The 12,349-nt window shown below is 70.6% G+C and carries 10 protein-coding genes, 1 tRNA gene, 1 pseudogene and 1 CRISPR repeat array; of the genes and pseudogenes, 5 read left to right on the top strand and 7 right to left on the bottom strand.

The window, feature by feature from the left end; all coding sequences use genetic code 11:
* Positions 1-25: 25 nt before the first annotated feature.
* Complete coding sequence (locus C892_RS0117795; RefSeq protein WP_017558287.1) at positions 26-1,102, bottom strand: M15 family metallopeptidase; 1,077 nt, start codon at positions 1,100-1,102, stop codon at positions 26-28.
* 441 nt (positions 1,103-1,543) lie between these two features.
* On the opposite strand from C892_RS0117795, the gene C892_RS0117790 reads away from it, so the two are divergent.
* The 5 genes and pseudogenes from C892_RS0117790 to C892_RS30705 form a co-directional block, all read left to right on the top strand.
* Positions 1,544-1,619: transfer RNA gene (locus C892_RS0117790), tRNA-Arg, on the top strand.
* 731 nt (positions 1,620-2,350) lie between these two features.
* Entirely contained in the window at positions 2,351-2,620 is a 270-nt protein-coding gene (locus tag C892_RS0117785) for a hypothetical protein (RefSeq protein WP_152513414.1), read from the top strand.
* 510 nt (positions 2,621-3,130) lie between these two features.
* Positions 3,131-4,075 carry an MvdC/MvdD family ATP grasp protein gene (locus C892_RS0117780; protein WP_017558286.1) on the top strand — a complete coding sequence of 315 codons (945 nt, stop codon included), beginning with the start codon at positions 3,131-3,133 and terminating at the stop codon, positions 4,073-4,075.
* Complete coding sequence (locus C892_RS29150) at positions 4,072-5,178, top strand: methyltransferase domain-containing protein (RefSeq protein WP_017558285.1); 1,107 nt, start codon at positions 4,072-4,074, stop codon at positions 5,176-5,178. The genes C892_RS0117780 and C892_RS29150 overlap by 4 nt, the downstream gene beginning before the upstream one ends.
* 309 nt (positions 5,179-5,487) lie before the next feature.
* Positions 5,488-5,811: pseudogene (locus C892_RS30705) on the top strand (methyltransferase, FxLD system); the annotation flags it as partial.
* A gap of 31 nt (positions 5,812-5,842) precedes the next feature.
* Positions 5,843-7,689: direct repeats of the CRISPR family, unit length 29 nt; unit sequence GGGAACAGCCCCGCGTGCGCGGGGAGCAG.
* A gap of 54 nt (positions 7,690-7,743) precedes the next feature.
* Here C892_RS30705 and cas2e read toward each other — a convergent pair.
* Genes cas2e through casB form a run of 6 tightly spaced genes read right to left on the bottom strand, consistent with a single transcriptional unit; the run spans position 7,744 to position 12,234 of the window.
* Positions 7,744-8,103, bottom strand: a complete 360-nt coding sequence (gene cas2e / locus C892_RS0117770; protein WP_017558284.1) for a type I-E CRISPR-associated endoribonuclease Cas2e — start codon at positions 8,101-8,103, stop codon at positions 7,744-7,746.
* A complete protein-coding gene (gene cas1e / locus C892_RS0117765; protein ID WP_017558283.1) occupies positions 8,100-9,044 on the bottom strand; it encodes a type I-E CRISPR-associated endonuclease Cas1e in 945 nt (314 codons plus the stop codon). The genes cas2e and cas1e overlap by 4 nt, the downstream gene beginning before the upstream one ends.
* Position 9,045: 1 nt before the next feature.
* Positions 9,046-9,744, bottom strand: a complete 699-nt coding sequence (gene cas6e / locus C892_RS0117760; protein WP_017558282.1) for a type I-E CRISPR-associated protein Cas6/Cse3/CasE — start codon at positions 9,742-9,744, stop codon at positions 9,046-9,048.
* Positions 9,744-10,457, bottom strand: coding sequence for a type I-E CRISPR-associated protein Cas5/CasD (cas5e, locus tag C892_RS0117755; RefSeq protein ID WP_017558281.1), 714 nt, complete (start codon positions 10,455-10,457; stop codon positions 9,744-9,746). Before cas5e ends, cas6e begins: the two co-directional genes overlap by 1 nt.
* Positions 10,454-11,629 (bottom strand): type I-E CRISPR-associated protein Cas7/Cse4/CasC, encoded by a 1,176-nt coding sequence (cas7e, locus tag C892_RS0117750; protein WP_017558280.1) that lies wholly within the window; start codon positions 11,627-11,629, stop codon positions 10,454-10,456. The genes cas5e and cas7e overlap by 4 nt, the downstream gene beginning before the upstream one ends.
* Complete coding sequence (gene casB, locus C892_RS0117745; protein ID WP_239647428.1) at positions 11,626-12,234, bottom strand: type I-E CRISPR-associated protein Cse2/CasB; 609 nt, start codon at positions 12,232-12,234, stop codon at positions 11,626-11,628. Before casB ends, cas7e begins: the two co-directional genes overlap by 4 nt.
* Positions 12,235-12,349: the final 115 nt, after the last annotated feature.

The raw sequence follows: 12,349 nt of genomic DNA, 5'->3' as shown, positions 1-12,349 counted from the left end.
GGCCCTCCCGGGCCCACCATCGCGCCTATCCCGCGAACTCGGCCTCGTACTCCCAGTGCCAGGGCTCGAACGGGTTGGAGTAGGCCCACTGCGGGTGGAACCAGCCCCACTGCCGGGAGTTCTCCTCCAGCCAGTTGAACTGGGGCGATCCCTGGTTCTGCACCCCGCCGCAGATGTCGATCGCCAGGCCCCAGCCGTGGTTGGAGGTGCCGGGGACGGCCGCGTTGCCGGGCGGCTGCTCGGCGTAGACGCGCTGCTGGTTCGGGTAGTCGCGGTAAGAGCTGGTGAGGCACATCTGGCTGCCGAACTGCTCGGTGTAGGCCTTGTTCATCTCCATGAAGTCCACGGCCGCGTCGGCCCGCAGGAACTCGCCGCCCTGCGGCAGCTCGCACAGCGCCCCCTGCGGGAGCAGGCCGTTGGGGTAGCCGGAGGCCTCCTCGCCCTTGCTGGGGTCGCACTCCACGCCGGCCATGTAGGCGTCGACGTCCAGGCCGCGGTCCTCCAACTCCTTGGTGAGCGCCTCAGAGCTCTCCTCGGACTGCTTCTTGAGGTCCTCCAGGTCGCCCTTGAGCTCGACGCGGGCGAGCTGGGTCTCGGCCTGCAGGCCCTGGGCCTCGTTGGTGAGCTCCACCTGCCGGTCGCGCAGCTCGTTGGCCTCCTCGATGAGGGAGTCCTTGTCCTCGGAGAGCTTGCTGACGTAGGAGTCGACGCGCAGGTCCTGCTGGATGCTCCCGGAGGCCATCATCCCCATGGCACCGGCGTCGGGCTGCTGGTAGAGGGTGCTGGCCATCTGGGACAGCGGCTCGCGCATGTCGCCGAGTTCGAGCTCGGTCTGCTGCAGCTCGTGCAGCGTGGAGACGAGCTCCTCCTGGGCGGCGTCGAGGTCCTTCTCCCGGTCGGTGTAGTCCTCGGTGGCCTTCTCCAGCTCCTCCTTGGCCTCCTCCGCCTTCTCGGCCAGGGCGTCCAGGTCCTCGTCGGCGTGGGCGGGGGCGGTGACGGGCGCGACGGCCGCCTCTCCGGCGGGCAGGAGCACACCGCCCAGCAGCAGCACGGTCACCATGCCCTGGGCCAGCCGCGACCGCAGGGGGCGCGGCAGCGACACCGCCGACAGGCCCGCCGCCGGGGAAGAGCCGGGCGCCGATCCGCTTCTCCGGGCGCGGGACGTCCGCCGCGTCGATGCGAGAGAGAACGGCACGTGAGTCCTCCGGCTACCTTTTTCGGTCACGGTCGTGCACGGGCCGTGGATGTGGCCGCATGGCAGGGTACTGCAAAGTCCACATCCGGCCAGCGATCGGCGATCCCGCCCCTGGGCCGGACCGCGCCGTCACCCCTGGCCGCCGCCACAACGGCGGATCACGACCGGGAAGGACCACACGCGGGATGTGGCGCATGTCACGCAGAAGGCGTGACAACCCTATAGAGAGAAGAGTACTCAACCCAGAAGCCGGGAACCCCTGACCACCGCCCACAAGGCCGCATCGGCCCCTCCTCCCGCATCCACCACCCGAACACGCCGCACCCTCCGCTACCCTGGGGCACGCAAGGCCTCATAGCTCAGGGGACAGAGCACGGCTCTCCTAAAGCCGGTGTCGCAGGTTCGAATCCTGCTGGGGCCGCCAGGCAAACGGGCGAAAATTCGGCCCTGTCAAGCGCCGATCCCGAATCGACGCTGGTCAGCGCCCGTCCCGCGACCGCCTGCACACTGTCGACGGTCTCCGGCAGCAGGGTCACGCTGACGTCGGCCCTCCCCCCCCGGGTCTTGTCGACGAGGGCCTCCAGCCGGAAGGCGTCGAACAGCGGCCGCAACAGGCCCTCGGGCACACGCGCCAGATCCGCCGACGTGACCGGAAGAACACCCAGCAGCCCTTCATCCGGAATCGGCGGCCGCGCTTCCCGGACCGCGGCCAGTTCGGCCTCCTTGTCCCTGCGCTCCTGCGCGAGCCCGTCCAGCCGGGCATGCACCCGCCGCGTCAGCTCCCCTGCGGGATCGTCCGCGTCCTCCAGGCTGCGCACCAGCAGCTCCGAACGCGCCTCCATGTCCGCCGGCGCCGACACCAGCCGCGCCTCCTGCTCTCGGACCTCCTTAAGCGCCGCCCGCTCGGCCTCGGAGACGATCCCCGCCAGACGCGCACCCCTGTCGGCACAGAAGACATAGTCGGCGAAGAACCGCGAGCAGGCCTCCAGTAGCGCATCCTCGCGCACAGACACGGTCGGCGGGTGGCCCTCGGGGGCGTACCCCGGCTTGGGCTGGCACCTGTAGTAGACCAGGCCCTTGCGGGCCTTGCCGAACATCCGGCGGCCGCACCCCGCAACCGTGCACTTGACGCAGGACCTGAACAGATAGGTGCGGTTGGCGTCCTTCCTCTTCTCGGCCGTGGAGTCGGGCGACGTGCGACGGGCCCGGGAGACCCGCTGGGCCTCCAGGTACATGTCCATCGAGACCAGCGCCTCGTGGGTGCGCTCGGGAGACCACACCCGCTCCTCGGGCGGGTTCAGCTCAAGTGGCAATCGGGTGATGTGGCGTGTCTTGGGCGCCCCGATCGCCCCACTGGCCCGGGGCTTCTACGCCTCCTGGGCCCACTCCGCCCCACCGATCCTCAGTAAGGAACCCCAGCAGTGACCACACGACTGCGCCCTCTTCACGCGCCAGCGGCGACGATCGTGGCGACCGGATCACCGGGACCGAAGCGAGGAGCGCCCCCAGCCCCGACCGGACAGTGCCATTCGGACTCCGCCCTCGGCAGTGAACGGCGCCCTCTCAGCCCCCAGGGCGATGAGCGGGTGTGCGCACCCTGCCCATGAGGGACTGAATGTGATGTCCCCTACCCCTCTGAGAAAGGAAGCAGGGCGACTATGAGCGGCTCCCCTCTGGTCCGCATCCGTGACCGGTTCCCCACCGGCTTGCCGGGCCACCGCGTCCCGCTCCACCCGGAGCCGCACACACAGGGCCGCCCATGGGGAATGGAACGTGCCCGCCGGATGCCCGCCGCCCCGACCACCGGCAAGCACGAGAAGCCCACCGGCACCCGCCAGGAGACGGTGCCCACCGAGTACACGACGACAGCAAGACCCGGCGCGACGACTACACCCAGACGGTGACCGATTGACTCGGCGAGGCAAGAACGTCCTCGTGCTGGCCGAACGTGACGACGGCGAGGCGAACCTGGTCGGGCGGCGCCTGAGCGCACGAGGGGTGGAGACCTTAAGGTTCGACACGGCATGGTTCCCTCACCGCGCCCGCCTGGCAGTCGAACTCGGCCCCTCGGGGTGGGAGGGCACGATTCACACCCCCGAGGGGCCGATCGACCCGGCCGACATCGGAGCGGTGTACTACCGCCAGCCCCGCCCCTTCGAACCGGCGGCCGGACTGAGCGAAGCCGAAGCCCGATTCGCCTCGACCGAGGCCCGATTCGGCCTGGGCGGGGTACTCGCCTCGCTGGACGCGCACTGGGTACCCGGCACACCGGGACAGGTCGCCGACGCCGAGTACAAACCGCTCCAGCTCGCCACCGCCGCCCGGTGCGGCCTGTCCGTCCCGCCGACCACAGTGACCAACGATCCCGCCGCCGCTCGCGCATTCACGGCCGAGCAGGAGGACGGCGCGGTGTACAAGGCGCTGGTGCACAAGCTCATCGCCGACTCGGGCGAGCCGCGATTGATCTACACCTCACCAGTTGCCCCTGAGGAAATCGACGAGGGCGTGGCTGCCACAGCGCACCAGTTCCAAGCCGACCTGACCGGAAAGAAGGCCGCGGACGCTCGGCTGCTGGCCACCCGGCGGGGCTGTGCTGCTGTCGCCATCCGCGCCGAACACCCAGAGGCCCGGCGGGACTTCCGACTCGATTACGCCGCTCTCGACTACGCGCCGATCGAGGTTCCGGCCCGGGTGGCCGAGGGGTGTACCCGCTACCTGTCGGTGTTGGGTCTGGCGGCCGGGGTGTTCGACTTCTGCGTTACCGATCTCGACTGGTTCTTCTTGGAGTGCGGCCCGGGAGCCCAGTGGGGCTGGCTTCAGGAGGCCACCGGCGTAGCGCTCTCCGATCTGATCGCCGAGGAGCTGATGGCATCCCTATGACCGACGTCCCGCGTTCCCGATGGGCCCCTCTTCTGCAACGGTTGGCCGACGGCCTCGCCCCTGAGCCGCTGTCGGACCCGGCTTGGGAACAGGCGTTCCGTGATGTACCGCGCCACCCCTTCGTTCCCGGCTACTACGACGTCACCACCGAAGGCGGTCCGGTCTGGATCGGGACCGAGGATCCCGGGTGGCTGGAGGGCGTCTACACCGACGACTCGTTGGTCACTCAGCTCCGCCGGCACCCCCAGGCGCCCGGGTCCTGGTGGCCGACCAGCTCGTCGAGCCGCCCTTCCCTCATGGTCGCGATGCTGCACGCGCTCGACGTGCACGCCGGCCACCGCGTATTGGAGGTGGGGACGGGGAGCGGGTACAACGCCGCTCTGCTCTCGGCCCGGCTCGGGGACGAGAGGGTGACCACGGTCGATATCGACCCCGAGCTGACATCGAAGGCCCACGCACGATTGGCCGGGGCGGGATACCGTCCCACAGTTCTCACCGACGACGGTGCCGAGGGCGCGTGCGAGCATGGCCCCTTCGACAGGGTGATCGCCACGCACTCGGTCGAACGGGTGCCCTACGCCTGGATCCCTCAGACCCGGCCTGGCGGCCTGGTCCTCGTCGATGTGCGGTCGGTGGGCACTCCGCGCGTCGGGCATCTCGCTCGGTTGGAGGTACATGCAGCCGGCACGGCTTCGGGCGGGTTCAGTGTCAGCGAAGCTGGATTCTTCATGCCTGCGCGCGACGACATCGCCATCCCTCAGCGGAGGTTTCCCCCGACGATGGACCTGCGGGATGCGGTCGAGCGGAGTAGCCCGATCGGCGCCCGTGCGCTCGATCCGCCCGGGGCGGCGTTCTGGCTGTGGGCGGTAGTGCCCGATATCGGCATCACCACCATGGCAGGGGACGCCCTGTTGTTCACTCCGGACGGGGCTTGGGCCACCAGCGACGAGGAGGGCCGGGTACGGGCGGCTGGGCCCCGTGACCTCTGGGCGCTGGCCGAGAAGGCCCGGGAGGAATGGGAGGCCGCCGGGGGGCCGGACGTCGAGGACTACCTCATCGAGGTTGGCCCTGAGGGCCAGAGGATCACCCTCCCCAGTGGGTGACTATCGAGGTAGAACCCGATCATGGGCCCTTCTGGGGTCATCGACTCATCCCGCACGGTCGTGTGGGCCAGAATCAAGCGCCCGCAGCGGCCGCAGGCACGTAGCCCGGGTCGCCTGACCTTCGGTATTTGAGGGAGCACCAGATGAGACGGCTGTGGCGCGGCGCCCTTCCGCCAGTGGAAGGCGCGCCGCGGCCGGGCTGTTGGAGGGCTCCTCCGGCAAGGCGCTCGCGCTCTGCTCCACCGCCCGAAACAGTGCGTGGGACGCCTGTCTGCTCACCGCTTAGCCGACCGTCAGCGACCAAGGAGAATGAGGAGAGAGTTGGCTTCTACCGAAAGCGCCGCCCAGATGCGGCAGCGACTCGTCGACCGGATCCGCGAGGGCGGATGGGCCACCGACCCCGGGGTGGAGGAGGCGCTGCGCACCATCCAGCGCCACCTGTTCCTCCCCGACGCCGACCTGGCAGAGGCCTACGCCGACAAGAACGTGCCCACCAAGCTCGGTCCGGACGGGGAGTGCCTGAGTTCGGCGTCGACCCCGACCATCGTCGCGATGATGCTGGACCAGCTCGACGTGCAGCCCGGCGCGCGCGTCCTCGAAATCGGAGCCGGCACCGGCTACAACGCCGCCCTGCTCACCGCGATGGGCGCCCGCGCTCGTATTTGGGAACAGCCCCGCGTGCGCGGGGAGCAGATCAGTCGCAGCAGGCGGTTCATCTGCCGGTAGGGAACAGCCCCGCGTGCGCGGGGAGCAGCTCAGGCGCAGTTCTCGTAGGCGCGCCCCGATGGGAACAGCCCCGCGTGCGCGGGGAGCAGGCCGCGGAGGTCACCGGGCCCATGGACCGCGCGGGAACAGCCCCGCGTGCGCGGGGAGCAGTCTACCTGCAATGTCGCGATTCCAGCCGACTAGGGAACAGCCCCGCGTGCGCGGGGAGCAGGACCGGGCCGAGGACAACCGGGGAACAGCCCCGCGTGCGCGGGGAGCAGGGCGTCGTCTGTCATGGTTCAGCCCTTCCGTCGGGAACAGCCCCGCGTGCGCGGGGAGCAGGGACTCGCAGGTGCGTCTGTCCTACGCGCCGCGGGAACAGCCCCGCGTGCGCGGGGAGCAGCTCGCAGCCGTTCATGCGCCACGCGCTCTACCGGGAACAGCCCCGCGTGCGCGGGGAGCAGCCGGTCAGCTCGGCCACGTCGGCGAAGGGGACGGGAACAGCCCCGCGTGCGCGGGGAGCAGGACATCCCGCCGCCTGGTGTTCCGTAAGTCCAGGGAACAGCCCCGCGTGCGCGGGGAGCAGGACACGATCAGCCCGGTCACACCCACCGCGAGGGGAACAGCCCCGCGTGCGCGGGGAGCAGGTCCTGGTCAGGGTGCGCATCGCCCAGCTGCTGGGAACAGCCCCGCGTGCGCGGGGAGCAGTCGCGGGTGGCGTGGCGGGAGGCGGACCTATCGGGAACAGCCCCGCGTGCGCGGGGAGCAGGACGCGGAGGCCAGATCGAGCAGCGACTGGTGGGGAACAGCCCCGCGTGCGCGGGGAGCAGTCGATGACCGAGCAGATGACCGCGGACGCCACGGGAACAGCCCCGCGTGCGCGGGGAGCAGGGGCACTACGCCGGGTCCATCCGGGTGGACAGGGGAACAGCCCCGCGTGCGCGGGGAGCAGCCGGGTGCCCTGCTTCTCGTCGTCCCAGTAGACGGAACAGCCCCGCGTGCGCGGGGAGCAGGCCTCGTGGGTGGCGATCGCCCGGTCCCAGTGGGGAACAGCCCCGCGTGCGCGGGGAGCAGGGTGGCGGATTCGGTGGCGGCGACCAGCGCCCGGGAACAGCCCCGCGTGCGCGGGGAGCAGTGCAGGGCCGTGTCGATGGCGGCGATGCCCCAGGGAACAGCCCCGCGTGCGCGGGGAGCAGCGTCGGGTGCTGTGCATGGGGAGGCTCTGCATGGGAACAGCCCCGCGTGCGCGGGGAGCAGAGCGGCACGAGCCGGTAGAACATGACCGCGGGGGGAACAGCCCCGCGTGCGCGGGGAGCAGGTGCGCATCGCCCAGCAGCAGGAGCCCCACCAGGGAACAGCCCCGCGTGCGCGGGGAGCAGTCCACCTGGAGGTTTGTCGTGCTGTCCCACCTGGGAACAGCCCCGCGTGCGCGGGGAGCAGAGGCGGACCAGGGCGATGGAGACGATGCGGTCGGGAACAGCCCCGCGTGCGCGGGGAGCAGCGCCGGGTTCCCCGGCGATTTCCCCTGGCAGGGGGAACAGCCCCGCGTGCGCGGGGAGCAGAGGCCCAGCCGGTCCTCGCAGCTGTTGTGGGCGGGAACAGCCCCGCGTGCGCGGGGAGCAGCTCGGTCACCGCCCGCAACGCCGCCCGCTGCCGGGAACAGCCCCGCGTGCGCGGGGAGCAGCCTCGACGAGCTGGAGGACGGCCGCTGGCGCGGGGAACAGCCCCGCGTGCGCGGGGAGCAGTACACTGAAGGCAAAAATGATTTGCTCGACTGGGGAACAGCCCCGCGTGCGCGGGGAGCAGACTCTCCGACCTGCGCTTTCACAAGCGCACGCCGGCGTGTCGTGCCACTTCGACTCACCGCCCTCCGAACCGGCGGCGCTTGGATGCCTTGCTCCACCCCTTGGAAGTCGGCTTTGGCTGGGCGGCCTCTTCCCGGTCCTGCCGGTGGGGACGCATGAGCAGGGTCAGGCCCTCGTGGTCCACCGGCCGCCACTTATGGTCGAAGGTCTCGAAGGTGAACCCCTGCTCGTTGTCAGTGCTGTAGGCCAGCAGCGCCCGCCCGGCCCCCGCGTACGCGCGCACCTCGTCCCACAGGACCTCGCGGATCCGGGCCGAGGGGTTGCCGATGAACACCCCGGCCGAGATCTCCATCAGCCACCGCGTCAAGAACCCCCGCAGCCCCGCCGGGCAGGTGGTCAGTACGATCACCGTCACCAGATCACCCCGTGGTTGATCCCCGACACGAACTCCGCGCCGCCGTCGCTCTGCAGGTTGACCTGATCCGCGGCGTCCTCGACCTCGGCGTCCTCTCCCCCGGGAAGCAGCAGGGTCTTGATGTCCTTGACACAGCGGTCCAGAAGGCCGGTGTCGTTGATCCGCTCGCGAAGCAGGCGCCGGGTGCGTCCACCCACGTCGATGGGCCCCTCAGCGGCGGCGTCGAAGGCCGCTGGGATGCCCACGTCGGTCTTGTACAGGTCGGCGACGTCCAGCACGAACGACAGCTCGTGCCCGGAGTGGACGAACCCCAGCGCGGGTGAGCACCCGAGCGCGGCCACCACCGCGTGCGCCACCCCGTACATGCACTGGGCGGCCGAGGTGATCCCCTGGTTCGGCGGGTCGCCGGAGTCGAAGTCGCCCGGGGTGTACTTGCGGCCGTACCAGGGGACTCCCGTCCGCAGGGACTCCTCCCGGTACACGGCCTTGAGGCGGTCGCCCTCCATGCCCAGCAGCTGGCGGCGGGTGGCCTTGGAGGGATCCTCGTCTGGGAAGCGCATGCGGTACATGGCGCGGGCCACCTCCAGGCGAGTGCGCCGGTTCGCCCACACCCGGGCCTGGGCCTCGGCCAAGCCGGCCGAGCGCGACAGGGCCCGGCCGCCGGCGTAATACCGCACCCCGTACTCGCCCACCCACACCACCCCGGCGCCGCACTCCCCCAGGAGGCTCATCGCCTTGTGCGTGACACGTGTTCCCGGTCCCAGCAGCAGGGTGCCGATGGTGGCCGCCGGGATGAAGCGGGTTCCTTCGGCGTCCTCGGCGGTGATGGCGTTGTCCTCCCGGTGAACGGTGCACCGCTCCAGGTAGACGAAGGACAGGCGCTCCCCCACGCGGGTCAGCTCCCTCGGGGTCAGGGCCTTGCGCGCTCCGATGCCGCCCATTTCAGACCACCGGGGCCAGCGTCATCAGCCCGCACCCGTAGGCCTTGGCCCGCCCCAGGCCCGTGGTGAGCATCCGGCGCAGCGCCTCGGGGTCGGTGACCTTCAGCCGACCGTCGAAGGTCGCGGTGACCATCGGGACCCGGTTCTGCTTCCCGTCGGGTTCGACCTTTCCGAACCGGCGGGCGTGCCGGTCGTGCACGATCACCTCGTACTCGTCGCCTGGGCCCCTCTGCTGCTCCTGGGGTTTGGCGACGATCTCGAAGCCGTTGGCCTCCTGGCGCTGCAACAGCCAGGACAGCTGGTGCCTGGGCGTGCGGTGCGCGGTGACCTTGGTCGGCTCGCCGTCCTTGCGGCGAATGCTGTGCACCGGGTTGGCCGTCAGGCGGAACGCCCACCTCTGCCCGGCCTCCAGCCGGGACAGCAACGGCGTGTAGTCGCGGGTCTCCCAGGTCTGCGTCGTGGGCCACCCCGCCTGCTCAACCACGTGGGTCAGGTCGGGCCGGTCCGGGCTGACGATGTAGCAGTAGACCTCGTTGCGGGAGTTGTGGTCGAGCCTCCACAGCACCCGCGGCCCTCCCTCGGGCTCGGGCACACCGTCGACGAAGGCCGCCGTGACCGCCCCGTGCATGGCCCGGGGCGAGAGCAGGAACTTGCGCGCCCCGGCGCGGGCCGGGTTCAGTCGGACCCTGGACAGGAACATCACTCGTCTCCCAACGCGTCCATAGGGTTGTGGACGAAGCCGGAGGGCCGGGACACGGCTCGGGGGTTGGGCACGGTCACCGTCGTGTACTCCACTCCGCGCATCGCGTAGCGGCGGTGGGCCTGGTCGAAGCTGACAGGTATGTCGCGCTGTTCGTGGTCGGCGGTGCGCCCCTTGCGCACGTCCAGCCACGCTCCCAGCTCTACCTCGGGCTCGCTCCGGCGCTTGCGCCGGTACCACTCGCCCGCCAGCCACTCGTGTCCGGACAGGGCCGCTTCCAAGCTGTGCTCTGCGGTGCCAAGAGGGATGGGGCGTGCCGGGGGGCACGACCTGCGGCCGAGGTAGGGCAGATAGACCGGCACCAGGAGGGCCTGGTGCAGCTCTTCCACTAGCGCACCGTCGCCCTCGAATGCGGCGAGGAAGACCGCGTCGGCCAGGTAGAAGCGTTCGGATACCGGCATGGCCTCGCCGGTGTCGCCGTGGTGGGCGGTCTGGTAGTCGCGCAGCCGCACGCCCGGCTGGTCGATCCGCACCCCGAAGCGCAGAGCGGTCAGGTCACTCATGTCGTCGCTGCGCTCGCGGCCCTGGGCTGCGGCGAGCAGGCCGATCAGCCCGCTCTTGGTGGGGGCGTTCTCGGTCGAGCGGCGGGCGAAGCGGGAGGCGGCGCCCCATGACTGCAGTGGTCCGGCGAGCTGCAGCAGGAGCACGCTCATGCCGGGTTCTCCATGCGGGCGGCCACCGCCTGCCCGACCTCGTCCACCATCTGGTCCAGCGGGAGCGCGGTGCCCAGCGCCTCAAGAGGCTTGGTGGCCTCTCCGACGCGAAGGAGCCAGGTCTTGGCGCCGGCGGCTCCGTAGACGCGCTCGATCTCGGCGATGTGCTCGGTGAGCTTGGCGCAGGCGTGTGTGACCTGCCCGTCGGGGGTGTCCTGGGGCACCGGGGCCTCGAAGGCGCCGGCGAAGCTGATCGGCCGCGCCTCGCGCAGCTTGACGATGACCGCGGACGGCAGGCTGTGGTTGGCGAAGGTGTTGGACTTGCCGGTGGGCATGGACTCCACGAAGCAGCGGATGAACGCCTCGACCGCGCGGCGCACCGGTTCGGCGGCGGGTCGGTCCTCCTGGATCCCGGACCCGAGGTTGGCGGCGAGCCGGTCGGCGTCGATCGCGGCGTAGCGGTACAGGGTGGCGGAGTTGAACTCGACGGTGCCGATCATCCCCGCGCCGGGCTCGTCGTCCTTGCGGCGGTCGTCGACGGCGGTGTAGTAGTCGGCCTCGATCTCGGCGGCGTGGACGCTGATGGCGTGGGCGACCTGGGCCGAGGCCTCGACGTTGATGTCGGAAGAGTCGGCGACCATGCGGCCGAACAGGGCGATGTCGACCGAGTGGCCGGTGTTGGCGATCTGCTTGGCGCGCTTCTTGTTCTCCGCGTCCTTGAGGAAGGCCTTGATGTCGGCGCGCCCCTGCACGGCCAGCTCGGCCAGGCCGTCGCGCTGTCGCGCGCTGAGGAACATCAGGTAGGAGGACTCAGGAGCGCGGTCCTCTTCCTCGCCCTTGCGGCGCTTGGGCTTTTCGATCTTGGAGCCGGTGGCCGCGGTCACTGTCGCGGCGGCCAGCTCCAGGGCCTCCTCCTGGGCGATGCTCTCGTCGAGTTCCACGATGCGCTCGGCGACCAGTTCGGCGACGCGTTTTGTGCGTGTGCCCAGCTCCTCGGGGGGCAGGACGCGGTTGAACGCCTCCCGGGTGGCGCGCTTCCATGCCTGGCTGGAGACCCTGGCGCGGCGAACACCACCGTAGACCGCCCCCTTGGGGGATCCGGTGTCGTCGCGGTTGATGTTGCTCGGAGGGACGGTCTGCAGAACGTGCACGTCCAGAATGGTTCGGCTCACGAGGCGTCCTTGTCGGTGTCGTCGGTCGTGCGAGGTGCCCGGTAGGAGTTGAACCCGAAGTTCCACGCGCGGCGGACCTCGGCGATGCCTCCGGGCTGCTGGGCCCTGTAGATGTGCTCGGCCAGGACCGCATAATCCAGGGGGATCCGGTGGCGGTGGAGCAGACGCACCAGGCCGAGAAGCCGGTCGGCCATGGTTCTGGCGCTGGTGGCCTTGCCCACCTGGACGAAGCGCTGCTGCACCGTGGTCTGGACCGAGGCCTGGCTCGACTTCCGTTCGCCTTCGGCATCAGGTTTCTGGACCGCGCTGACCATGAGCGCGCGCGCTGCCCAGCCGAGGTTGTGCAGGACCGAGGGGTGCCTGTCCGACTTGGGGGTGCCCCACCGGTACATCCGCAGGTCCGGGCTGCGCAGGGACTGCTGGTGAACTGCGTACAGGCTCAGCGCGATGTGGGCGGCGCGGACGGGGGCGTCGTCGTCCAACCACACTTCGTCCAGGCCGTAGTCGAAGCCCAAGAGCCGGGGCAAGTCCTCTGGAAGGCGGCCCGCACCGGGGCGCAGCCCGCCGAGCACCTGTACAGCCATCGGGTCGTCGGGGTCGCTCACATACCCCCGCTGCAACCACAACAGCTGGCCATGGACGGCTCGACCGAAGGTGCCCAGTTCTTCCCGCTTCGTGGCGCCCGCCGCGCCTTCTGCTGTCGATTCGCTCGTCTCGGTG

The sequence above is a fragment of the Nocardiopsis baichengensis YIM 90130 genome, assembly GCF_000341205.1.
Taxonomy (GTDB): Bacteria; Actinomycetota; Actinomycetes; order Streptosporangiales; family Streptosporangiaceae; genus Nocardiopsis_A; species Nocardiopsis_A halophila.
Note: the sequence above shows the minus strand (reverse complement) of the source record. Positions and strands in the feature narration are given on the sequence as shown.

Bases quoted from the DNA above. Each gene is read 5' to 3' on its own strand.
- cas5e (WP_017558281.1), bottom strand. From the start codon at position 10,457: ATGAGCGTGCTCCTGCTGCAGCTCGCCGGACCACTGCAGTCATGGGGC.
- C892_RS29150 (WP_017558285.1), top strand. From the start codon at position 4,072: ATGACCGACGTCCCGCGTTCCCGATGGGCCCCTCTTCTGCAACGGTTG.
- cas6e (WP_017558282.1), bottom strand. From the start codon at position 9,744: ATGTTCCTGTCCAGGGTCCGACTGAACCCGGCCCGCGCCGGGGCGCGC.
- cas1e (WP_017558283.1), bottom strand. From the start codon at position 9,044: ATGGGCGGCATCGGAGCGCGCAAGGCCCTGACCCCGAGGGAGCTGACC.